Source organism: Staphylococcus sp. SA22 (assembly GCF_054165785.1).
This window is the reverse complement of record NZ_JBSZQY010000017.1, coordinates 15,128-37,899: the sequence shown is the minus strand read 5'-3', so window position 1 is coordinate 37,899 and position 22,772 is coordinate 15,128. Positions and strand designations below refer to the sequence as shown.

The following is a 22,772-nucleotide window of genomic DNA, read 5'->3' as shown; positions in this document are numbered from 1 at the left end:
TAAAATTATCTATAGGTTTTTAAAAATTGTACATGTTTAAACAATCAAAAGTGTACATTATTAAATTATCATTTCCACTTATTAACAATAAAAAGAGGGAACATAGAAAAAGATAGGTTTTCAATTTCAATCATTTTCAAAGATACCTATCACACCCTAGTTAGAATAGATATTAACGGTGATACTCACGATAATCCAGATGGAACAATCGCTCCGAAAAGTCATATTCACATATATAATGATAAGTGTGATAAAAAGGATAGGTTTGCTTATGAAATTAACTTGAAAGATTTCCCCGACATCTATAACTTGTATAATGTGTATATGTCGTTTTTAGAGTAAAATAATATAAAAGACCTTGAATAAAGGAGGGATAATATGACTACGTTTGATGCTAAAAAATTAAAAAAAGAATATCTTGATTGGTATAACCAGATCTTAGAGTTTTCTAATTTATCAAACAATGTTGTAAAAATAGATACCCCTTTTAAAGATAATTCTTTAGATAATTTAAAAATATACGCTTTATACGATCAGTCCAGAGACATGATTACACTGACTGATGACGGCTATACTACATTTGGTTTAGAAAATAACGGTGTTTCTTTAAATAAATTCAAAAAACGTAAAAAGATTTTTGAAGAGCATCTTTCAGCCTACGGTACTAAATACAACGATAAGACCCACGAAATTTATGTTCAAACTAACTTTAAAAATTTTAATAAATCTAAACATAATTTATTACAGTGCCTTATATTTGTTAGTGATATGTACTTACTTTCTAATCCTAAGTCACAAAACATATTTTCAGAAGATGTTGCAAACAAATTTGATGAACATAACATTTATTACGGAAGAGATTTACCTATTATAGGAAGCAGTGGTGTTGTTCATAATTTTGACTTTTTTATTAGCGCTAAGAAAAACCAAAAAGAAAAATTTATCAATGCTATTTCTAATCCTAATAATTCTATGATTATTAAGTCGAAAATAACAGATGCTATGCAAGCAAAAAAAATAAAAAGACACAGGCAAAATGAGTTTATTTTTATTTTAAATGACTCAAAAAAAGAAAAAAATGAACATAATAAAAACCTTCTTCATGAAAACTATATAAGTACTATAGATTATAGTGAATTAGACGAAAAGATAGGTTTATTGATTTAATATTTCTGGACGTGATAATATCAATTTTTTTATTAAATGAGAGAAATTTGAAAAATTCGAAACAGCTTAAGATAGCAACTTGAATAGTCTTATAGATAATGCAGAATCGTCTACACTTAGTTGAACAAATTCTATGAGAATAGATATTGTTAAACTATTTGGATAGGCGATTTTATTTTGACAAGAGTCAGAAGAACATCTATTAAGGATTTCAAATTACAAATGGTTAAACTTTATAAAAATGGTATGACTAGAATCGAAATTATACGCGAATACGATTTAACACTCTCAATCTTCTCGAACTGAATAAATACTGGGTCATTCAATCATCAAGACAACTTAATAAATGATGATAAATGTTCATACCATTTTGCAAATATAACCAGATACTCTTAACAAAATGTAGAGTTCAAAATTAAAAATGTCCCTAATTGGCACATTGCTGTATGATAATAAATTCAACTTAGATTTCAACAATATAACTAATGCAGCTTATATTTACCGCGATATCAAACCAAACAGCCCATCCACAAACAAATTAGAATACATCATGTTAGTAATAGTAAATGATATATATCTTCCAAAGAGCGCAAACTGTAGCAGAACATGAGAACCTTGCGATTTTGAAATGGTCTAATAAATCTAATAACATTGAAGTTTTAATCACATAAACTAACAGTAGTCCCCTGTTCGCAATTCTATAAATTACAAATGCAATAAAGGCTAAAGTAAACTAATTACTTTAGCCTTTATTAATAATTTAGTCGAATTTATTAAAAATTGACTAACTCCTGGTTATGCTACGCTTTTCTTTAAAATCCGCACGTAGATGCCGATTGATTATATTATTTTTTCAAGCGTATATATAATATTTGATTTTCTTTAAGGAACACCTATACATTACATATCAAAACGATTAGGTGACGCAGATGTACATACAACGCTTAAAACATATTCGCATTTGATTAAAAAATTTGAAGATAATGAAACTAAATTTATAGAAAAAAATCTGAATGATTTGTTTTGTGACTAAACTTCAAAATCTTGTGACTAAAATTAAGATTAACCATCAAAAATTAGTCACATTGTGGCTAAAAATTTTTAAATGGATATAAATAAATAAGAAGTATAAAAATGATGGTAATAGCTCAAATGCAGATATATCAAAGGGTTGAGTCTAAAATAAAAAGAGCGCTTAAAATGATTTTAAACCATTTTAAGCGCTAAAACGGAGAGTGAGGGATTCGAACCCTCGAGACACTTGTGGCGCCTACACACTTTCCAGGCGTGCTCCTTCGGCCAACTCGGACAACTCTCCTCAACAATAAATATGTAATAAAAAAACAGAAGCGATATTTCACTTCTGTTTGTATGACTCCTACGGGACTCGAACCCGTGTTACCGCCGTGAAAGGGCGGTGTCTTAACCGCTTGACCAAGGAGCCATGGCTCCACAGGTAGGACTCGAACCTACGACCGATCGGTTAACAGCCGATAGCTCTACCACTGAGCTACTGTGGAATAATAGAAAATAATGGAGCGGGTGATGGGAATCGAACCCACAACATCAGCTTGGAAGGCTGAGGTTTTGCCATTAAACTACACCCGCTAATGTAAACGATTATGGGGCGGCTGAAGGGGATCGAACCCTCGAATGTCGGAACCACAATCCGATGTGTTAACCACTTCACCACAACCGCCATGAATTAATAATGGTTCAGGACAGAGTCGAACTGCCGACACATGGAGCTTCAATCCATTGCTCTACCAACTGAGCTACTGAACCGTAATGGTAATAATAATGGCGGTCTCGACGGGAATCGAACCCGCGATCTCCTGCGTGACAGGCAGGCGTGTTAACCGCTACACTACGAGACCTATTAAATTAAAAACTATGTATTGCGGGAGGCGGATTTGAACCACCGACCTTCGGGTTATGAGCCCGACGAGCTACCGAACTGCTCCATCCCGCGCTAATATTATTTTGAATTACCTAATTAATATACCATAATCAAAAACCTAAAGTCAAGAACTTTTTGAATTTAATTTAAATGTTATCTCTTAAATAATTACTTAAATATCGTAGCAACATGTTCTCTGTTGAACACAAATATTAGTATATTCATTTTTGTAGTGTACGTCAACGACATTTTCAAAGTTTTTTGTGTAAAAAAACGCTTCTTATTCCCTTTTATCATATAAGTGTCTAATAGTTGTCATAAATAGTGTTAAAGCATTTAAAAAGGTATAGGAATTATAAAGTTTATAACGCCTATACCTTCTGAAAAGAAATTATAAAAGCTTGTTACAACCGCATATTCATTCAGTCAGCGACTACCAATATAACGTTGCAGCCCCTAAGACATTGCTTGGCGCCTTAATTACCACAATTTTTTCAAAATCAGCAGCTACCTACTGACACAACATAACACAACAATACACTAACTATCGTGTCATGTAATCTTGCATCCGATCTTGCAACGCTGTAAATGTTTCGAAGCCATCCTCTTCTAAGAAGTGCCCTCCATCTTCCACGATTCGCAAGTTCCCCTCTAATGCATTCATTAAACGCTGGGTTTCTTTATATGAAACGTATTTGTCATTTTTAGAACTCAATCCGTAAAAATTGTCAACTTTCTTTTTAATATTATCGTAATCAATGGTTACATTACTTAAATCAATATCTAAATCTATATTTTCTGCATCTTCTTTAAAGCCCGCTATACTGAAAAAGCCTTCAATCGGCTGATCAATCATTTCAATATATTTTAAAGCTGTTATTGAACCTAAACCATGTGTTACAAAATATGTATCCTTTTTGCGTACATTAATTTGTTTCGTCATAGCTTCAATCCACTGATCGACTGTCTTCGCTTCAGGGGATTCAAAATTAAATAATGTTACGTCATATCCTTCTAAAGTTAAGTTATGCTCTAACCACTGATACCAATGATTTCTACTATTACCATGCATAGAATGTACAATGATTACATCTGTCATCACATTCTCTCCTTTCAACTTACTACTTCTATTCTATTTTAAAAAAATGAATACTTACCTATAATTGTAAAATAAAAACACCTTAATTAGAAATCTTTTATCGCAAAGTGACATTTCTAATTAAAGTGTATTGTCATCATTTCAATATTATTCAAAAACAGCTAACCCTTTGTCTCTGCTTCAATTTCATGAAATAATTCCCGCTGAAAGTATCATGATTTACACATTACTTCCACCATTATATAACTTAAAAATGACTATATTTCATCAAACATTATCTAAAGGCATCACACCAACACCATCCAACAATTAACTTACAACTCTGCGATTACTTCTTCAGCAGCAACTTTACCTTGTGTAATACAATCAGGTAGTCCAACCGCTTCAAAAGATGCACCAGTTACTCTAAGTCGTGGATATGTTTGTTTAATATGTGCTTGAATCTGTCTAATTTGTTGAATGTGACCAACATGGTACTGTGGCATACTTTTCGGCAAACGATTGACAATTGTAAATTCAGGATTACCTTTAAATGTCATCATTTGACTTAAATCTCTACGTACAATCGATACTAATTCATTATCTGTATGATCATCAACCACAGTATCACCTGGTTTACCTACATACGCACGAATCAAAACCTTACCTTCTGGTGTAGTAAATGGCCATTTTTTCGATGTCCAAGTACATGCGGTAATGTCAGTATCACTCGTTCTCGCAATCACGAAGCCAGTACCATCATAAGTATTTTCAATGTCTTTTTCATCAAATGCCAATACAACAGTTGCAACAGTCGTACTATCCATCGTTTTAAAGTAATCAAATGCTGGATCTTGCCCGAACCAATTCAAAAAAACTTGATGTGGTGTTGTCACTAATATTCCATCGAATACATCTTCTTGTTGATTACTGTAAACAATTTTATATTGCTTTTGAGATGTAATAATATCATCCACTGACGTATTGTAACGTATTGTCACACCTTTATTTTTCACATCTTGTTCTAATGCTTCAATAAATGAACTTAAACCATGTTTAAATTGTTTGAATTGTCCTTTTGGTGAGCCAGGATATAATTGTCTTTGTTTCAGACGCTTATTTTTCTCATCCTTCATACCTTTTATCAGACTTCCGAATGCCTCTTCTTTTTCTTTAAAATTAGGAAACGTACTCATCAAACTTAATTTATCAATATCGGTACCATAAATACCACCCATTAAAGGCTCTATTAAATTCTCAAGTACCTCATTACCTAATCTTGCTCTGAAAAATGCACCAACAGAAATGTCACCATCCTGCATTTGAGTAGGTTTTTTAAGTAAATCTAACCCTGCTCTTAACTTTCCAAGTGGTGAAATTAATTTAGTTGTCACAAACGGTTTGATATCTGTCGGAATTCCCATAATTGATCCACCTGGAATAGGATACAATTTGTTTTTCGCAAAAATATAAGATTGTCCAGTCGTATTTGTAACAATATCTTGTTCTAATCCAATATCTTTCGCTAATTCTGTCATGATCTTTTTTCTACCTAAATAAGATTCAGGCCCTAGTTCAATCATATAACCATCTTTACGATACGATTGAATCTTTCCCCCCGGACGATTCGATGCTTCAAAGATGGTTACATCAATATTAGGATCTTGCTGTTTTAAAAAATATGCACTTGATAAACCTGTTATCCCCGCTCCTATAATAGCCACTGATTTAGTCACAACGTTTCACGCTTCTTTCGTCATTAAAATATAGACTTGATTTCATCAACAATTGCACCGATAAATAATGGATGTGTATTCGGCATTTTTGGACGATAATAATTCGCACCAATATCATCGCAAACAACTTTACATTCATAATCATTGTCATAAAGCACCTCTAAATGCTCACATACAAAACCTACTGGCGTATATATAAAGTTTTTATACTGATGTTTTTCATATAAATCACGTGTTAAATCTTGTACATCTGGCCCTAACCAAGGTGTACCAGTATTACCTTCAGATTGCCAACCAATCGCGATATGTTCAATATTAGATTGTTCTTTAATTAAAAGCGCAGTATGTTCTAGTTCTTGTGGATATGGATCATTATTCTTTTCGATTAAACCTTTTGGCAAACTATGTGCCGAAACAACTAATACCGTGTCTTTATGTTCCTCTACCGGTATTTGAGCTAATGTTTCGTTGACTTTATTCGTCCAATATTCAATAAATTTAGGTTGTTCATAATAATGTTTCACATGTGTAAGTTGAATACCATATTTTGCAGCTTCTTCATCAGCACGTTTGTCATATGATCCTACTGAAAATGAAGAATAATGTGGTGCTAGTACTACAGTGATTGCTTCAGTAATACCATCATTGTGCATTTGTTCAACCGCATCTTCGATAAATGGTGAAATGTGTTTTAATCCTAAGTATAGTTTAAATTCAACATCTGCATATGCTTTATTTAATGCTGAAACTAGCGCATCAGCCTGGTTATCTGTTGTACCTGCTAATGGTGATAAACCACCTATAAATTCATATCTATCTTTCAAATCTTGAAGTTCTTCTTCAGATGGACGTTTACCATGTCTAATATCTGTATAATATGGCTCTATGTCACTTTCTTTATAAGGTGTGCCATAAGCCATAACTAATAATCCCATTTTTTTAGTCATTGATAATACCTTCCTTTAAATGAATTATCTTTCATGTGCTTCAATGTAATACTATGATTATCTTTGTGTATATGTGTGTACAAATTCGCTTACTTTACGTAACGTCTCTGGTTGCACTTCTGGGAAAACACCGTGTCCTAAATTAAAGATGTGTTTACCGTTCTCCATACCTTGATCTAATATTGGTTTCAATCTCTCTTCAATGACATTCCATGGTGCTAATAAAATTGATGGATCTAAATTCCCTTGTAATGTTTTAGTAACGCCTAATTGTTGAGCCTGATTAATAGACGTTCTCCAATCTAGGCCTAATACATCAATCGGTAAATCATTCCATTCATTGATTAAATGACTGGCACCTACACCGAATAAAATTACCGGCACATCATGTTTTTCTTTAACCTCACTGATTAATCGAATCATATGTGGTTTAATGTAACGTCTGTAATCCTCGACATTTAATGCACCTACCCATGAATCGAAAATTTGAATCAATTCGGCACCTGCTTCGACTTGAGCTGTTACATATTTAACAGATACATCAACTAAATGATTCATTAAAGCAAACCATGTTGCTTCATCTCTATACATCATCGCTTTTGTAAAATTGTAATTTTTCGATGGTCCGCCTTCAATCATATATGACGCTAATGTAAATGGTGCCCCAGTAAATCCTATTAGCGGTACATTTAACTTTTCTTCTGTTAAAAGTTTAATTGTATCTAATACATATGGTACATCTCGTTCGGGGTCTATTTGAGAAAGTTTCTCAACATCTTGAATTGTTTTGATAGGATTATGAATCACTGGACCAATACCCGATTTAATTTCTACATCGACACCAATTGGCTTTAATGGTGTCATAATATCTTTGTATAAAATTGCTGCATCTGTATGATAATTATCAACTGGTAAATGTGTAACATAAGCGCACAACTCCGGCTGATGGGTAATATCGAATAGTGAATATTTTTCTTTCAATTTTCGATATTCTGGTTGCGAACGGCCAGCTTGTCGCATAAACCAAACAGGTGTATGTGTCGTTTCTTCACCTTTAATCATTTTCAAAATTGTATTGTTTTTATTATGCACCATAAAGGCCTCCTAAATTAAAATCATTCTTATCTATATTATCATATCGCTCATTCGTTCGTATTTTCAATAAATAAATGTCATAAAACTGACATTAAATTACACATCATTTGTTTGTGTATTTAAATTTTAAAATCTTGATGGATTATCTCCACACCTTTTTGTCTTGCATGATTTATTATAGTAACTTTAACCGTATATTAATAGTGGTAATGACTAGTTTATCGTCGTATAATAAATAAAAACATAAGGGGGACCTTTCATATGAAGAAATTATATACATCTTATGGCACATATGGATTTTTAAATCAGATAAAAATCAATAATCCATCTCATCATTTATTCCAATTTTCAACTGCTGATTCATCGGTGATTTTTGAAGAGACTGAAGAAAATACTGTACTGAAATCACCTTCAATATATGAAGTTATTAAAGAAATAGGCGCATTCAATGAAGATCATTTTTATTGCGCAATTTTTATTCCGTCAACTGAAGACCATGTTTATCAACTTGAAAAGAAATTAATCAGTGTTGATGACAATTTCAAAAACTTTGGTGGCTTTAAAAGTTATCGATTGCTGAGACCTGTTAAAGGTACAACTTACAAAATTTACTTTGGCTTTGCTGATCGACAAACTTATGAAGACTTTAAAAATTCTGATGCTTTTAAAGATCATTTTTCAAAAGAAGCATTAAGTCATTACTTTGGTTCAAGCGGACAACATTCAAGTTATTTTGAAAGATATTTATACCCAATAAAAGAATAGATTCGAAGAAAACTTCCATTGGTTATGCTGTTAACGTATAGATGCTAATGTAATCTGAACGCCGTATCATTTGGCGTTCAACATTACATGCACCTTTACAACATACATGCCAATGGAAGTTTTTTAGTCTCGTAATAATGTTTCCTGATATTTTAACTTTTTAATAATACTTCTAATCGTTAATAAACCTACAATATAGAAAATGAGTACAACATAGAATAACGTCATATGTTTTATAATAAATGTCACTGCAAACACAGTACAAATAACAAACATCAATCTATATAAAAACTGTTCATACCCTTTGATTACTTTATCTTCAGGTACAGGCCACACTTGAGGCCATAAGCCATATGCTTGTTGAGAATAAAATTGTGCCATTTGTAACAATATAATATATACAAATAAACACCCAATAATTGCTGTCACTAATGGATATGATAACCAAACCATAAGTAAAACTGCAATAATTACTAACCTAAAGATAATATTAAACGCGTCTCTCCCTCTTATAAAGCTTCTAATAAATAAGAATAAATACATCGCATTAGAGTTAAATTTACTACCCTTCGGAACTGGTAAAAGTATATCTAAATAACTTCTTCTGACTGCAGATTCTTTCAAATGTTTCACATCGGTAAACATATTAACAAATTTATAATAATTCATATGATGTCGATGTTCGATAGCAATCATTTTCTCCCAAGGATACAAAAAGCCTGGTTTATATTTTTTAACTAAAAATTCTATTAACACAGGCAAAGCAACCATCACAAATACGATGTACCATTTTGGAGCTAATAGTAAGTAATATGTTAGAGCAAAGATGATGAATGATATTAAATTAACTTGCCATGTTTTAAGTCCCGATTGATACCATTGCCATCTTAAGCGTAAACCAACATATGGAAAAATTAACGCACTTACTCCAAAACAAATATAAAATGCCACATTATGTTGATTAATATTGTAAAACAACGGGAACATTACAATAACAATAATGAGTTGGATTAATATGCGCGCAAAGTAACTATATAAAATCGCATGGCGCATAAATTGAGACATGTGTTTTTCAAATGGTAATAAAAAGATTTTATCCGCTTCTTTTAACAGTGGTCGCATTGGAAAAATGGATGTCAACGCAACAATCACTGCTGCTATTAATGAAAAATTGATATTCGTTGGAATATGTTTTAACCATTCACCATATCCAAAAATAAATGCACCTAGCAAAATAAGTAAAAAGACCATGAAATGACCATTAAATATAAACTTATTATAATAATTTTTCTCTTTACGAAGGGCATGTAATCTTTTATTAAATAATGTGGTCGCTTGGTTACGCATGTACATCTCCACCTTGCGTCACATGAATATATATATCGTCTAATGTTTGATTATGTAAGCCGGTTTGTTGTCTCAATGCTTCTAAATCTCCAAATGCAACGACTTCACCTTCGTCTAGTATGATAAAACGATCACAATAACGTTCAGCTGTTGCTAAAATATGTGTACTCATTAGAACGGTTCTACCTTCGTTTTTCTTTTCAACCATTAAATCTAACATGGATTGAATTCCTAATGGATCTAGGCCAAGGAATGGTTCGTCTATAATATACAATTCGGGATTAACGATAAACGCACAAATAATCATGACTTTTTGTTTCATCCCCTTAGAAAAATGACTCGGAAAAACTTTCAATTCATTTTCTAAACGGAATGTCTTTAATAATGGCATTGCTCGATTCATCGCTTCATCACGATCAATATCATATGCCATTGCTGTCATCTCAATGTGTTCCTCTAATGTGAGTTCTTCATAAATAACCGGTGATTCCGGAATATAAGATAACTTTCTTCTATAAGCCTCTATGTCATCATTAATGTTGATATCTGAAATTGATAGAGATCCTTCCATAGGTGTAAGCAATCCTAGCATATGTTTAATCGTTGTACTCTTACCAGCGCCATTAAGGCCAATAAGTCCAACGATTTCGCCTTTGTTTAATTCAAAATTTATATCTTTAATTACAGGGCGTTTTCCATATCCACCTGTAAGCTGTTCTACTTTAACTGTCATAAGGCACCTCCATGACTTATATTGTACCAAAAATTATAAAATGCTCATATTAAATACACATGTCCTAATATCGAATTTTTAACGACAATGTTATAATGAATGGTAATACAAGTTGAAAAGGAGTGTAGTCATCATGTCAGAAACAATTTTCGGCAAAATTTTAACTGGAGAAATTCCTAGCTTTAAAGTATATGAAGACGATTATGTCTATGCCTTTTTAGATATATCACAAGTTACTAAAGGACATACGTTATTAATTCCTAAAAAAGCTTCTGCTAATATCTTTGAAACTGATGAAGAAACAATGAAACATATCGGTGCAGCATTACCTAAAGTAGCAAATGCTATTAAGCGTGCATTTAATCCTGATGGTTTAAACATTATTCAAAATAATGGTGAGTTTGCAGATCAATCTGTATTTCATATTCATTTCCACTTAATTCCTCGATATGAAAATGATATTGATGGATTTGGTTATAAGTGGGAAACACATGAAGATATTTTAGATAACGATGCAAAACAACAAATTGCTGAACAAATTCAAGCACAATTTTAAATGTATGCTTAATCTAAGCTCGAACGGGTATAATATGATTAATATTATAACAATTGCGTTTGAAGTGATAACATCAAGGTTAGCAATTTTAAACAAAATGAGTTATCAAGATAACAGATGTTAAAAGTGAGGAGAATATAAATGAAAGCATCACGCATTCTATTCGGTATCGGTGTTGGCGTAGCAGCTGGTTTTGTAGTTGCACTTCAAGGACGAGACGACAAAAGTGTCAAGAACAACACGATCGATCGTACTGCCCCTACTGGTTCAAAATCAGAACTACAACGTGAATTTGAAACGATTAAACAAAGTTTTAATGACATTTTAAACTATGGTGTTCAAATTAAAAACGAAAGTGCGGAATTTGGTAGTTCAATTGGTGGTGAAATTAAGTCATTACTTGGAAACTTCAAATCTGACATCAATCCTAATATTGAACGTTTACAGTCACACATCGAAAATTTACAAAATCGTGGCGAGGATATTGGAAACGAAATTTCTAAATAGCACGTTACGTTCTCGATCACAACTATTTTTATTAGTAACAGCATATTTATTTTTTAAAATTAAATGCCAAATAAACGAGATGACATTAGAAATTAGATATTTCTTGTCATCTCTTTTTTATAACTCGAATGAACTTATGTTTACAAATTACAGGAAGACGTTGTTTGTAGTGATTTCCACTTAAATCATATTTATGAATTGATTGAAAACATTGCTTAGGATTCATTGTGTTATCCTTGCACTTTGATTACGCTTTACTTAAATCATTATCGACAAATAACATTCTTATATTTTCATTGAGCCGAACCTTATATGCACATTACATATACCTTACTTGCACAAATAATTAATCTGGTGTTTATTATCATTACATATCACTATATTTTTAGCATTTGTATGACTTAGTTGGTCAAAAGATGCTTTTGCATATGCCCTGCCATATCCATTTTTTATATTATCCAAGTTTTCAAATACTCATGTCATACGCGCCTTTTTAATAAGTGATGCTTTATTAGCAAGAATATGTGTTCGCAGAAATTTGTTCTGCATTCTACTTCTACGCTAGTCAATCAGCCAATTTTACCAATCCCCACTTTCGCGTTTCAAATCAAACAATACGTCGCCCCTTTCTTCTTATATAACAATTCTTCTAACATGATATGTTACTATTGAATTACTGAACCTGAGTTAGTTATAATCTAACTTATATTGAAAAGAGATGAGGCGTAAGATATGTTTTTATGTAAAAGACAAATTGATATCAATGCACGATTTGGTTTGCCTAGAATTGCTTTTATGAGTGCAGTTGCAACCATCATTATGTTTTTAGTCAGTTATGAAGTAATGTATTTTTTATCTAATACGCCATTATCAGATAGACATTTTCTCATCTTTTTATTACTTGTATTTATGACGTATCCATTACATAAAAGTATACATTTATTATTTTTCTTACCATATAGAAAATCGTTTAAAGTTCATAAGTTGACTAAAAGAAAATGGCTTATATTCTATAATACCTACGTCAATCAACCTGTACACAAATTTTATTTTTGCATTAACTTAATATTGCCGTTAATTATCTTATCTGCAATGTTCGTTTATCTAACAATTTCATTCCCGCAATATGGACATTATTTTATGTTCTTATTGGCATTGAATTTCGGTATTTCCATTACGGATTTATTATATTTAAAAATAATTATATTTTCTAATTATGGACAATATATAGAAGAACATAGTACAGGTATTAATATTTTGAAAAAAATTAAAAATCCATATCATTTATAACAAAATAATTATAGCAAGGTGTTATTATTTGTTTTTAGGCTATGTAATAGCTTACAATCAAATGTATATAGACCTTGTTTTTTTATTTTCATCAATTACTACCCCTAAACCTAATGCTCTAGTCTGATGTCATGGGTTATTGATTGGTGATAATATAAAACTATGTTATATTCACGATGATTAACTTACAAAGGAGTTTCAACTATGAAGATGATAAACAAATTAATCGTTCCGGTAACAGCTAGTGCTCTATTATTAGGCGCTTGTGGCGCTAGTGCCACAGATTCTAAAGAAAATACATTAATTTCTTCTAAAGCTGGAGATGTAACAGTTGCAGATACAATGAAAAAAATCGGTAAAGATCAAATTGCAAATGCATCATTTACTGAAATGTTAAATAAAATTTTAGCTGATAAATATAAAAATAAAGTTAATGATAAGAAGATTGACGAACAAATTGAAAAAATGCAAAAGCAATACGGCGGTAAAGATAAATTTGAAAAGGCCCTTCAACAGCAAGGTTTAACAGCCGATAAATATAAAGAAAATTTACGTACTGCTGCTTATCATAAAGAATTACTATCAGATAAAATTAAAATCTCTGATTCTGAAATTAAAGAAGACAGCAAGAAAGCTTCACACATTTTAATTAAAGTTAAATCTAAGAAAAGCGACAAAGAAGGCTTAGATGATAAAGAAGCGAAACAAAAAGCTGAAGAAATTCAAAAAGAAGTTTCAAAAGATCCAAGTAAATTTGGTGAAATCGCTAAAAAAGAATCAATGGATACTGGTTCAGCTAAAAAAGATGGCGAATTAGGTTATGTTCTTAAAGGACAAACTGATAAAGATTTTGAAAAAGCACTATTTAAACTTAAAGATGGTGAAGTATCAGACGTTGTTAAATCAAGCTTTGGATATCATATTATTAAAGCTGATAAACCAACAGACTTTAACAGTGAAAAACAAAGCCTGAAAGAAAAATTAGTCGATCAGAAAGTACAAAAAAATCCAAAATTATTAACTGATGCATACAAAGATCTATTAAAAGAATACGATGTTGACTTTAAAGATCGTGATATTAAATCAGTTGTCGAAGATAAAATCTTAAACCCTGAAAAACTTAAACAAGGTGGCGCACAAGGCGGACAATCCGGCATGAGCCAATAACACAAAACCGAGCGACCGTGGTTCAAAAATCATACCACGGCCGCTCGGTTTTTTCGCATTAAAAATCGGACAGATGAGCTCATGTTTCAGTATACTCATCTGTCCGATATCTTTTAATTCTTAATCGAGTGATTCAGGATTGTAGAATCTACGATTTTCAAGACCAAATATTTTATCTGTAAACTGACCCTTGTCAGTTTTTTTATAAGCCTTTTCAAACATATTCATTCTAGCATCGATATTATCGATATAGCATAAAATTTCTGCTTCTTTTAAGTATGGCAGTTTTGGCGAACCATACTCTAACTTACCATGATGAGATAAAATCATATGTCTTAACAACATGATTTCTTCTCCTTCAATGTTCAATTCACGAGCTGCTTCAACTACTTCATCACTCGCAATCGAGATGTGTCCTAATAAGTTACCTTCGACTGTATACGACGTCGCAACAGGACCACTCAATTCTCTAACTTTACCAATATCATGCAAAATAATACCACTATATAACAAACTTTTGTTTAACAATGGATAAATGTCACAAATTGATTTTGCAATACGTAACATCGTTAATACATGATAGCTTAAGCCACTCGCAAAGTTATGATGATGAGAACTAGCAGCTGGATATGTGTAAAATCGTTCTTGATATTTTTTCAATAAATGACGTGTGATACGTTGTAAATTAGCATTTTCAATATCTAGCAAATAATGAGAAATCTCTTCTTGTATTTCTGCCGGTGATAAAGGTGCACCATCTACAAATTGTTCTGTTTTTAATTGATCTTCAGTTGTCGCTAGTCTAATTTGGTTGACTTTCATCTGTTTATTTCCGCGATAGTTTATGATGTCACCTTTAACATGTACAATTTCTTCAGGCTTGATTGTTGCCATATCATTTTTTGTAGCCGTCCAAAATTTCGCTTCAATTTCACCACTTTTATCTTGCAAATGTAATGTCATATAATCTTTACCTTGTGCTGTTACACCCTGTGTAGCTTTATGCACTAAGAAAAAGTGATCAACTGAATCTCCGGGATTTAGATTCTCTATATTTCTCATCGTTTCCCGCCTTCCTCTATTTTGTTTAATGTAATCACTTCTTTTGATGGAACAATATTATCTTTTACACATGTAAAGTATAGTACTTGATAGTGTTCTGATAATGATCGTAAATAATTCAACATTTTTTCAGTACGTTTTTTATCAAAATGAACAAATGCATCATCAACAATTAATGGGAACGGATAATATGGTCGTAGTACCTTAATTAAACTGATACGTAAAGCTACATAAAGTAATTCTTTTGTAGATTGACTTAGTTCAACAGGATCATATAATTGACCATTAACATGTTTAACCGTAATTGAATCTTCATTATAGTTAATCATCGTATATCTGCCATCTGTTAAATGCTTCAATATTTCTACCGCTTCATTAATAACTTGAGGCAAACGTTTATCTTTAATTTGTTTAATGTGTTCATCAACTAAACTTTGTAAATAACTTAAACTTGCCCAATCTTTTGCAATATCATTAAGTTGATTTTTAAGACTGTGATATTCATGTCTTAAATTAGCAAGTGTTGTATCAGTTTCCATGTGATTGATTTGTGCACTTAAATCACTGACTTGTGCTTGCATTTCAAGATATTGCTCATTATATTCGTCAACTTGAGTAGCCAATAAATGATCTTCTTCTTCAAGTTGTGCTGTTGTTTTTTCACTTAAACTAGAACTTAATTCATAAGAATAGTTTTGGTTCTCAAGATATTTAGTTAAATCATTAAAACGACTCAAATTACTAGTATAAGTTTGGTAATCTTCATGATGTTGGTAAAAATCTTCTTCAGTACCAACACTGATAAAATCGAATAGTGCTGTGATTTCTTTATTATTTTCTTCTAATTGAGCATTTAAATGATTTAATTCATTTGTAACAAGTTTGGTATTTTCAGCATTAATACGCCATTTTTCATTCGTGTCTTCAGCTGATTTCAACCATTGTTGCACATCGTGGAATAAAGATAATTTGTTGAAATAAACAAATTGTGATTTTGTAACAGCTTCAGCATGATTGTAGAATGTATCTAATTCTTGAACCAATTGCTGGCGTTGTTGATTTAAATCACTGATATGTTGATCTAATGCTTTAATATTCGCCATTGTAGAAATACTATCAACAATTAAATCATTTGAAATTTTAGATGATAAGTATAATTCATCCTTAACGTTTTCAACTGTCGATTGCAATTCATCATGACGCCCTTTCGCATCATTTAAACGACCTTCAATATACTGACGTTTCTCTTCTAAAATATCTTTATTTTTCAAAGCTTGTTGCCAGTGATCACGAATGCGATATTGCTCATCAAGATCAAAATCTAAGTCATAGTTTTCATCTAAAATGGCTAGTTGTGCTTTAATTTCTTCGATTTCATCTGTGATGGCCTCGCTATAATCTACTTCTTTTGATTTAGACATGATGATACCGATAACAAAAACTAAAGTTAATACTGCGAAAATAATACCAAACAACATGTTGTTTGAAATAAATGAGAAGGCAGTTAAACCAATACCTACTAATGTTAAAAGAATAAACGTTGTTCGTAACAATTTTTGACGTTTTTGTTTTTCTTGTTGCTCAATTTCGAAACGTTCTTTCAATTTGCTATACAAGTTCTCTTTTTCGTTTAATTCAATGACTTGTTGTGAGTATTCTTTTTTCTTTTCAAAAGTCTCTTCAGGAACTATTTTTTCTTCAACAGAATCTAGTTCGCTATGAACCGCATTATCTTCGATTTTATTTTCTTCTAAACTACGTTCTAATTGCTTAATGTATGCCGCTTGTTCTTGTTTATTCTTGATTTGCTCACTGACATAACTTTTCATTGCCTCAGAGCTATCTACGTCATGATGCGTTTCAGACCAACCAATATTTGCTTGCAATTCATCTTTATCACGTTGTTTATTCGCAATATCCTTTTCGATTGCAGTAAGTTCAAATTCTTTATTTTTAATTTCATTTTCTTGTTGATTCAAACTAATGAAGGCGTCAATATCAGATTGTTTAACTGGCTCTAATTGAGTCGCTTCTTCTTTAAGTTGGGCTAAACGCTCATTTCTTAAACCAATATCTCTTTCTAACGATTGCTTATGCGCTCGTGCTTTTTCGTAACGATCCACACCTTTTTCTGGGAATGTGATTGGCTCAATATTTAACTGTTGTTCTAGAGACTTCCATTCTTGTGAATGATCATGTAAAGCAACCTCTTTTTGTTTTTCTTCATGCATTTTTGATAATTGATTTAAATTATGCTTTAAATTCTCTAATCGACGTGATGATTTATCTCGATCATCTACTAAGCGATGATATGTTTCTAGTTTAGCTTCTTCTTCACGAATTTGACTTTCTAGTTGTTTTAATTGCTCAATTTGTTGATTAATGATTGGATTTTTACCTGATTTTTTATATAATTCATCTTTTTTACGATTAATCACTTCGCGCATTGACGTGAATTCAGTTGATCCTAAAGCCCCTGCTTGTAATAAATAATCTTGCAATTGTTTTTCATTTAGATTTCTATGAATGTCTTGAAGCCCTAGTACATCAAATGAAAAGATACCTTGATATGTCTTTTTAGAAATATAATTAAGTTTCTTTTGTAACCAAGCATCATCACGCACAGCACCATTAGGTAAATATACTTTCACATCACCTTGAGCACTGCCTTTAATTCGTTCAACTTCAATCTCTAAGCCATCATCAAGAATAAGTACTAATTTACCACCGTATTGGTTACCTAGACGTGGTTCTAGTCTTGGCTCTTTAGACTTTTTAGTTGGAAAACCAAATAATATCGAATGGATGAATGCTTGAATCGTCGATTTACCCGCTTCATTTTCACCAAAAATTTCAGTGAAGTTTTTATTAAATTCAATTTTACGTTGAACAAATTGACCGTAACCATAAATTTCAAGTGATTTAATTATCATTTTGTTCACCTCTCATTTCAGCTTTTAATATTTCTTCAGCACGATTAACTAATGCTGTATGGTCGAATGTTCCATAATCGTCTAGGAACTTAGATGCCCTTGGATTTAAATATAAGTCTGACATCGCTTTATCAAAAACAGTTTGATCGACTAATAATTCCGCTGAAAATTCATTAACTAAAGGTGATTCATCATTTTGTGCATATTGTATTTTTAACTCATCAATATATACAAATTGATTTTCGTTTTCTTCATAATCTGTAATCATTTCTTCAACTTGTAATAAATCTTGAGGTGAAATTAATGTCTCACTATTAATAACAAGCGTTAAACGATAAAAGGCTTTTCCTTCTTCTCTCACTTGTTGTTTAAAGTTTTGAATGACCTCGTATAAATCTTGCTTAGATGTCTTATCCGTTTCAATAGTTGCTTCTTCAAATCTAATATACTGTGTAGGATAAAATTTAGTTTTTAATTTTAAGTGGTCACCCTCGATTAATAAGCAACCTTTTTCACCTTGCTCATTAAAATGTCTACCTTGAATATTACCTGAATAGTTAATTACAGGCATATCACTTAATTGTTGACGTTCATGTATATGACCTAAAGCCCAATAATGATACAATTTACTGTTTAAATCTTCTAAAATGAACTCGGTATATCTTTCGTTAACTGAAGATTTACTGTACGTACCATGCAAGACACCAATATGTATGCCTTTTTGGCCTTGACTTGATGGATATTCATCAATCTTGTTCTCATAACTTGCTCTATTCTCATAACTAAATCCGTGAATATAAATTGTTTCACCAGATTTAGTAATTGCTTCATACGTCTCAACTTTATTTGAAAATACAGAAACATTATCTGGCCAGTTTGATGAAATCTTTGATGATAATGGGTCGTGATTACCATGACAAACATAAACAAAGATTTGTTCATTTTGTAAACGTTCAAATTGCTGTTTTAAGAAAATTTCAGCACGTAATGTTCTGTTTTCACTATCAAATAAATCACCCGCGATAATTACAAAATCAACATCTTGTTGTAATGCAATATCTACAATGTTTTTAAAACTTTCATAAGCACTTTTTTGAACATCCTCAAAAATTTTAGGGCTTATATGACTCTTAGATTTGAAAGGACTATCTAAATGTAAATCCGAACAATGAATAAATTTAACCATACATCCATATCTCCTTAATTAAAGGTTCTAACATCAATTTTGCAAAATCCAACTATACAAAGCATTCTAATCACTATATTCATTCTTATAGGTGTAGTGATTCATTAGCTGATTTATTAAAACCAGTCGCCATTTTTATTTGTATTTCGTTAAAAAATTATTATCTACACAATAATAAAGTGCTTTAGTCAAATCGTGATGTTTTATTTATTAACAAGTTTATTATTTCTTCATTTTACCATAATACGCTTCATATCGTCGATGAACATATGAAATTGAGACACATTTATAACAGTTTAAAATTTTATTTGTAGCGTACGCTGATTTTTTTCAAAAATTTAAGTCGGAAATGCAATTTCAGTAATTGTTAACACTGCTAGTGAACCAACTGACATATTAAAGATTTACATGGTTACTCTACTAGATTTGCTCGGCAGTAATGACCTATTAGAAGCTAAATGTCAAAACTATCATTGCACTTAATACGCCAAACATTTTCAGGCCGTTCTTAATGAGCCATTAAAAGTGAAACACTTTTCCATCAGTCCAATACATGACCGAACTAATAGTATTATGTTGAAAACTTTACACTCCAAAATGCAAAAAGGAAGTTAGGACACGTTTACTAGCCTAACTTCCGATACTGAACGCATTTGCCCAATTTGACAGAGAGCCTCTAACTTCCGTTATCAAGCTCATCTGCCCGTTTTGGCATAGAGCCAATATTGTATGATTGCCCAGCTTCCGTCGTCCGTTCTTTGCTAGAGCTAGGACATGTTTGATAACCTAACTTCCGGTACTGAACGCATTTGCCCAATTTGACAGAGAACCTCTAACTTCTGTTATCAAAACTAAAAAAACTACCCACAAAGTCTCGGACTCTGTCGGCAGTCTATTCCTCTATTTAAAGGATTGAAAAATATTATTTTAATATTAGTCAGCGTAAATTTCGTCTAATGGTTTAACGATAATTTGGTTGATTTCTTGGAATACTTGACTCATTTTTTGTTCAGCATTCATTAATGCAGAGATGTTTTCATCTTTTTCAATTGCTTGCGCTTGTTCTTGCGCTTTTTGTAAATCTTCTTCAGCAATTTCTTCACCTTGCATTTGTTTTTGTTGGAAGTTAATTTGAGTTTCACGGAACTCGTCGAATAACTTTTTAGATTCTTCGTTAGCTTTTACATTAGCGAATGCTTCTTTGATTGCTTTGTATTCTTCGCTTTCTCTTAAAGCTTGTTCTAATTGATTTGCATAATCATATAAATTTACTGCCATGGTTATAGCACTCCTTTGTTGTGATGTTTATTAAAACGTTCGATATTACTTTACCACATCTCGCTTTTTTAGACAAAGATTGCAACCAAACCTTGGAAAAATCCAATAATACCACCTAAAATGAAACCTAATGACATAATCAACTTTAGTTCTTTGTTAGCAATTTCTATAATTAATTTTTCAATATAATCTAAGTCAAACGTATTAATTTGTTCTTCAATTAATCCTCGTAAGTCCACTTTTTTCATAATTGTAGATAAGTGAATCGATAATTGTTCAATGATTAAATTTGCTAATTTGCTAGAGAGTTGACCTTCTAAATAATCAACGAATTGAGGCATTAACGTAACCACTGGCTTATTCGCTTGTTTGCTTGCATATGTTGTTACATACACTGATAGATTTTCAGCGATTTCATTAAACTGCGACGCATCTAACAGTTCATTCAATGGTTTATCTTTAAAAGTTTGATATTCATTGGTAATTAACGATGTCACAATTGTTCTTGCTTTAGGATGAGATGTTAAACGTATAAGTTCTTGTTGAATTCGATCTGCAATGCTCTCTTTTGTCATAAACATTTGCAACATACCAATTAACTTACCTTTCTCATTGAAAAAAGTATCCAACATATCATTAATATCTTGTGTGCCTTTTGCAGATGATAAATAATTTCTTGCACGATCACATAATAAGTCTGTTGCGTTATCTACATGCTGATCTAAAAATGTTACAAGTTGATTTGGCAATAAAGATGCTATTGTTTGGTTTTGATGCTTTGTATAATAATTATTCAATTGTGATTCAATATATTGATTTCCATTAGTTTGTAATACTTGTTCTAAATCAATATCGATTTGAGAAGTAATTTGTTTAATTGACAATTGATCTTTCGTCAACTTTTGTAACTGCTGTTGAATCATAGATTCTATTGCTTGCTGTGATTGCTCGCTTTTTAATTTTTCATTAATTAAAGTTTCTGTAAGCAAATGCTCTTCAATCACTTGGCCAATTTTAGTTGCAATTTCTTCGCGTCTTTTCGGTATTAAACCTGGTGTAAATGGGACTCTAAATTTAAATATATAGTATGGTTTAAAGGGGTGAAACAGCATTCTAATTGCAATTACATTAGTAATGCCACCAATTATCGCCCCTACTACAATCATAAATATGATAATAAATAGTGCATTCATAATTTTGACTCCTTTGTGACAACATAGTTATTCATTATACCACTATTTTTATTTTTTAATTCATTAATCATTTCACTTTCTGCTCAATTTATTATTAGTTTACATACAAAAAGCGATGCCTCACCTCTCGAAACAGGTGTGTTACATCGCTTTTATTATTTATTAAAAGTATATAGGCCTAGATATGTACTAATTCTTCTTTAGCATTTCTGTTAAAGTATGTTTCAGCTTCTCTCATTTTAGAAGTACCGAAAATTGGTTGGTTATCTGGATTTAATACACGATAAATATTGCTTACTTTGTTACTTTGTAAAATGTACCCATTACGAGTCTCAATGTTATTCCAATAAATATCACTTGTTGGTGCATGGTTTGGATATGCACAGTGATTTCTTGAAATTGTTTGAACGATTTCTAATGGATCACAGCCAAATGTACTGTTTAATACTTCAGAGTCTCTAAATAATGCACAAATTGAAATGCAAGTTGTCCAGTTTGGTAATACTCTCTCTTTTTCGATTTGTACTAAAGTCTTTTTAGAAAGTCCAATTGTTTGCGCCATAGTATCTTGCGTATAACCAGCCTCTATACGAACCATTTTAAATTTTGTTTGAATTAAATCTGTAAAACTCTGTCTATCCATTCTGTTATCTACCTTTCTGTTTGGGGAATTTTATCCGGACACAAGAAATTGCAATAATACACATTTCTTGAAACACAGATTACATCTTAATATATTTTTAATAAAATGAAAAGAGTCAATTTCACATTTGTATTAAATTTTGATCAAGTCAACAAGAGTTAAGTTTACTTTATAATGAAGCAAAAGTAA

Annotated in this window: 19 protein-coding genes, 8 tRNA genes and 2 pseudogenes; 8 read left to right on the top strand and 21 right to left on the bottom strand. The window is 31.6% G+C overall.

Annotated elements, in window-relative coordinates; genetic code table 11:
• Positions 1–75: 75 nt before the first annotated feature.
• The 3 genes and pseudogenes from ACXQH5_RS12130 to ACXQH5_RS12120 all read left to right on the top strand — a co-directional run.
• A pseudogene (locus ACXQH5_RS12130) lies at positions 76–342 on the top strand (DUF6978 family protein); the annotation flags it as partial.
• Between the two features lie 36 nt (positions 343–378).
• Positions 379–1,167: a DUF1829 domain-containing protein gene (locus ACXQH5_RS12125; RefSeq protein WP_000206347.1), complete on the top strand. Its 789-nt coding sequence runs from the start codon at positions 379–381 to the stop codon at positions 1,165–1,167.
• A gap of 460 nt (positions 1,168–1,627) precedes the next feature.
• Positions 1,628–1,838, top strand: a pseudogene (locus ACXQH5_RS12120) (DUF1828 domain-containing protein); the annotation flags it as partial.
• A 558-nt stretch (positions 1,839–2,396) separates the two neighbouring features.
• On the opposite strand, the gene ACXQH5_RS12115 reads toward ACXQH5_RS12120, so the two are convergent.
• From ACXQH5_RS12115 to ACXQH5_RS12055, 13 genes are all read right to left on the bottom strand, one after another.
• A tRNA-Ser gene (locus tag ACXQH5_RS12115) sits at positions 2,397–2,485 on the bottom strand.
• 54 nt (positions 2,486–2,539) lie between these two features.
• Positions 2,540–2,611 (bottom strand) — tRNA-Glu (locus ACXQH5_RS12110).
• A 1-nt stretch (position 2,612) separates the two neighbouring features.
• Positions 2,613–2,687: transfer RNA gene (locus tag ACXQH5_RS12105), tRNA-Asn, on the bottom strand.
• 14 nt (positions 2,688–2,701) lie between these two features.
• Positions 2,702–2,775 (bottom strand) — tRNA-Gly (locus ACXQH5_RS12100).
• Positions 2,776–2,790: 15 nt separating this feature from the next.
• Positions 2,791–2,866 (bottom strand) — tRNA-His (locus ACXQH5_RS12095).
• A 13-nt stretch (positions 2,867–2,879) separates the two neighbouring features.
• Positions 2,880–2,952: transfer RNA gene (locus tag ACXQH5_RS12090), tRNA-Phe, on the bottom strand.
• Between the two features lie 16 nt (positions 2,953–2,968).
• Positions 2,969–3,044: transfer RNA gene (locus tag ACXQH5_RS12085), tRNA-Asp, on the bottom strand.
• A gap of 21 nt (positions 3,045–3,065) precedes the next feature.
• Positions 3,066–3,139, bottom strand: a tRNA-Met gene (locus tag ACXQH5_RS12080).
• 472 nt (positions 3,140–3,611) lie between these two features.
• Positions 3,612–4,166, bottom strand: coding sequence for an RBBP9/YdeN family alpha/beta hydrolase (locus tag ACXQH5_RS12075; protein WP_000132890.1), 555 nt, complete (start codon positions 4,164–4,166; stop codon positions 3,612–3,614).
• A gap of 314 nt (positions 4,167–4,480) precedes the next feature.
• On the bottom strand, positions 4,481–5,881 hold the full coding sequence (hemY, locus tag ACXQH5_RS12070; RefSeq protein ID WP_000167528.1) for a protoporphyrinogen oxidase: 1,401 nt from the start codon (positions 5,879–5,881) through the stop codon (positions 4,481–4,483).
• Between the two features lie 23 nt (positions 5,882–5,904).
• The gene (hemH, locus tag ACXQH5_RS12065) at positions 5,905–6,828 is read right to left on the bottom strand and encodes a ferrochelatase (RefSeq protein WP_000162888.1); all 924 of its coding nucleotides are present in this window, start codon (positions 6,826–6,828) and stop codon (positions 5,905–5,907) included.
• A 57-nt stretch (positions 6,829–6,885) separates the two neighbouring features.
• Complete coding sequence (gene hemE, locus ACXQH5_RS12060) at positions 6,886–7,923, bottom strand: uroporphyrinogen decarboxylase (protein ID WP_000233540.1); 1,038 nt, start codon at positions 7,921–7,923, stop codon at positions 6,886–6,888.
• Positions 7,913–7,999, bottom strand: a complete 87-nt coding sequence (locus ACXQH5_RS12055; protein ID WP_031875110.1) for a hypothetical protein — start codon at positions 7,997–7,999, stop codon at positions 7,913–7,915. Before ACXQH5_RS12055 ends, hemE begins: the two co-directional genes overlap by 11 nt.
• A 185-nt stretch (positions 8,000–8,184) precedes the next feature.
• On the opposite strand from ACXQH5_RS12055, the gene traP reads away from it, so the two are divergent.
• Positions 8,185–8,688, top strand: a complete 504-nt coding sequence (gene traP / locus ACXQH5_RS12050; RefSeq protein WP_000737983.1) for a signal transduction protein TRAP — start codon at positions 8,185–8,187, stop codon at positions 8,686–8,688.
• Positions 8,689–8,811: 123 nt separating this feature from the next.
• On the opposite strand, the gene ecsB is transcribed toward traP, so the two are convergent.
• Positions 8,812–10,035: an ABC transporter permease EcsB gene (ecsB, locus tag ACXQH5_RS12045; protein WP_001245766.1), complete on the bottom strand. Its 1,224-nt coding sequence runs from the start codon at positions 10,033–10,035 to the stop codon at positions 8,812–8,814.
• Positions 10,028–10,768: an ABC transporter ATP-binding protein EcsA gene (ecsA, locus tag ACXQH5_RS12040; RefSeq protein ID WP_000216874.1), complete on the bottom strand. Its 741-nt coding sequence runs from the start codon at positions 10,766–10,768 to the stop codon at positions 10,028–10,030. The genes ecsB and ecsA overlap by 8 nt, the downstream gene beginning before the upstream one ends.
• A gap of 133 nt (positions 10,769–10,901) precedes the next feature.
• On the opposite strand from ecsA, the gene ACXQH5_RS12035 reads away from it, so the two are divergent.
• The 4 genes from ACXQH5_RS12035 to prsA all read left to right on the top strand — a co-directional run bounded on the left by ACXQH5_RS12035 (position 10,902) and on the right by prsA (position 14,288).
• Positions 10,902–11,324, top strand: coding sequence for an HIT family protein (locus ACXQH5_RS12035; RefSeq protein ID WP_000004981.1), 423 nt, complete (start codon positions 10,902–10,904; stop codon positions 11,322–11,324).
• A 141-nt stretch (positions 11,325–11,465) separates the two neighbouring features.
• A complete protein-coding gene (locus ACXQH5_RS12030; protein WP_000648118.1) occupies positions 11,466–11,831 on the top strand; it encodes a YtxH domain-containing protein in 366 nt (121 codons plus the stop codon).
• A gap of 732 nt (positions 11,832–12,563) precedes the next feature.
• On the top strand, positions 12,564–13,121 hold the full coding sequence (locus ACXQH5_RS12025) for a DUF3267 domain-containing protein (RefSeq protein WP_000477959.1): 558 nt from the start codon (positions 12,564–12,566) through the stop codon (positions 13,119–13,121).
• Positions 13,122–13,325: 204 nt separating this feature from the next.
• Positions 13,326–14,288: a peptidylprolyl isomerase PrsA gene (prsA, locus tag ACXQH5_RS12020; RefSeq protein ID WP_000782119.1), complete on the top strand. Its 963-nt coding sequence runs from the start codon at positions 13,326–13,328 to the stop codon at positions 14,286–14,288.
• Positions 14,289–14,408: 120 nt separating this feature from the next.
• Here prsA and yhaM read toward each other — a convergent pair whose 3' ends face one another.
• From yhaM to xdrA, 6 genes are all read right to left on the bottom strand, one after another.
• Positions 14,409–15,350 (bottom strand): 3'-5' exoribonuclease YhaM, encoded by a 942-nt coding sequence (gene yhaM / locus ACXQH5_RS12015; RefSeq protein WP_001244175.1) that lies wholly within the window; start codon positions 15,348–15,350, stop codon positions 14,409–14,411.
• Positions 15,347–18,283: an ATP-binding protein gene (locus ACXQH5_RS12010; protein WP_000584631.1), complete on the bottom strand. Its 2,937-nt coding sequence runs from the start codon at positions 18,281–18,283 to the stop codon at positions 15,347–15,349. The genes yhaM and ACXQH5_RS12010 overlap by 4 nt, the downstream gene beginning before the upstream one ends.
• Entirely contained in the window at positions 18,273–19,469 is a 1,197-nt protein-coding gene (locus tag ACXQH5_RS12005; protein ID WP_000238222.1) for a metallophosphoesterase family protein, read from the bottom strand. The genes ACXQH5_RS12010 and ACXQH5_RS12005 overlap by 11 nt, the downstream gene beginning before the upstream one ends.
• A 933-nt stretch (positions 19,470–20,402) precedes the next feature.
• Entirely contained in the window at positions 20,403–20,747 is a 345-nt protein-coding gene (locus ACXQH5_RS12000) for a YlbF/YmcA family competence regulator (RefSeq protein WP_000290301.1), read from the bottom strand.
• A gap of 68 nt (positions 20,748–20,815) precedes the next feature.
• Positions 20,816–21,940 (bottom strand): DUF445 domain-containing protein, encoded by a 1,125-nt coding sequence (locus tag ACXQH5_RS11995; protein ID WP_000992525.1) that lies wholly within the window; start codon positions 21,938–21,940, stop codon positions 20,816–20,818.
• 178 nt (positions 21,941–22,118) lie between these two features.
• Positions 22,119–22,583: an XRE family transcriptional regulator XdrA gene (gene xdrA, locus ACXQH5_RS11990; RefSeq protein ID WP_000375864.1), complete on the bottom strand. Its 465-nt coding sequence runs from the start codon at positions 22,581–22,583 to the stop codon at positions 22,119–22,121.
• Positions 22,584–22,772: the final 189 nt, after the last annotated feature.

What these genes read in the sequence shown, in the direction of transcription:
- ecsB (WP_001245766.1), bottom strand. Translation starts at nt 10,035, where the DNA reads ATGCGTAACCAAGCGACCACATTATTTAATAAAAGATTACATGCCCTT.
- traP (WP_000737983.1), top strand. Translation starts at nt 8,185, where the DNA reads ATGAAGAAATTATATACATCTTATGGCACATATGGATTTTTAAATCAG.
- prsA (WP_000782119.1), top strand. Translation starts at nt 13,326, where the DNA reads ATGAAGATGATAAACAAATTAATCGTTCCGGTAACAGCTAGTGCTCTA.
- ecsA (WP_000216874.1), bottom strand. Translation starts at nt 10,768, where the DNA reads ATGACAGTTAAAGTAGAACAGCTTACAGGTGGATATGGAAAACGCCCT.
- hemH (WP_000162888.1), bottom strand. Translation starts at nt 6,828, where the DNA reads ATGACTAAAAAAATGGGATTATTAGTTATGGCTTATGGCACACCTTAT.
- ACXQH5_RS12035 (WP_000004981.1), top strand. Translation starts at nt 10,902, where the DNA reads ATGTCAGAAACAATTTTCGGCAAAATTTTAACTGGAGAAATTCCTAGC.
- ACXQH5_RS12030 (WP_000648118.1), top strand. Translation starts at nt 11,466, where the DNA reads ATGAAAGCATCACGCATTCTATTCGGTATCGGTGTTGGCGTAGCAGCT.
- hemE (WP_000233540.1), bottom strand. Translation starts at nt 7,923, where the DNA reads ATGGTGCATAATAAAAACAATACAATTTTGAAAATGATTAAAGGTGAA.
- ACXQH5_RS12125 (WP_000206347.1), top strand. Translation starts at nt 379, where the DNA reads ATGACTACGTTTGATGCTAAAAAATTAAAAAAAGAATATCTTGATTGG.
- ACXQH5_RS12075 (WP_000132890.1), bottom strand. Translation starts at nt 4,166, where the DNA reads ATGACAGATGTAATCATTGTACATTCTATGCATGGTAATAGTAGAAAT.
- ACXQH5_RS12025 (WP_000477959.1), top strand. Translation starts at nt 12,564, where the DNA reads ATGTTTTTATGTAAAAGACAAATTGATATCAATGCACGATTTGGTTTG.
- ACXQH5_RS11995 (WP_000992525.1), bottom strand. Translation starts at nt 21,940, where the DNA reads ATGAATGCACTATTTATTATCATATTTATGATTGTAGTAGGGGCGATA.
- ACXQH5_RS12000 (WP_000290301.1), bottom strand. Translation starts at nt 20,747, where the DNA reads ATGGCAGTAAATTTATATGATTATGCAAATCAATTAGAACAAGCTTTA.
- ACXQH5_RS12010 (WP_000584631.1), bottom strand. Translation starts at nt 18,283, where the DNA reads ATGATAATTAAATCACTTGAAATTTATGGTTACGGTCAATTTGTTCAA.
- yhaM (WP_001244175.1), bottom strand. Translation starts at nt 15,350, where the DNA reads ATGAGAAATATAGAGAATCTAAATCCCGGAGATTCAGTTGATCACTTT.
- xdrA (WP_000375864.1), bottom strand. Translation starts at nt 22,583, where the DNA reads ATGGATAGACAGAGTTTTACAGATTTAATTCAAACAAAATTTAAAATG.
- ACXQH5_RS12005 (WP_000238222.1), bottom strand. Translation starts at nt 19,469, where the DNA reads ATGGTTAAATTTATTCATTGTTCGGATTTACATTTAGATAGTCCTTTC.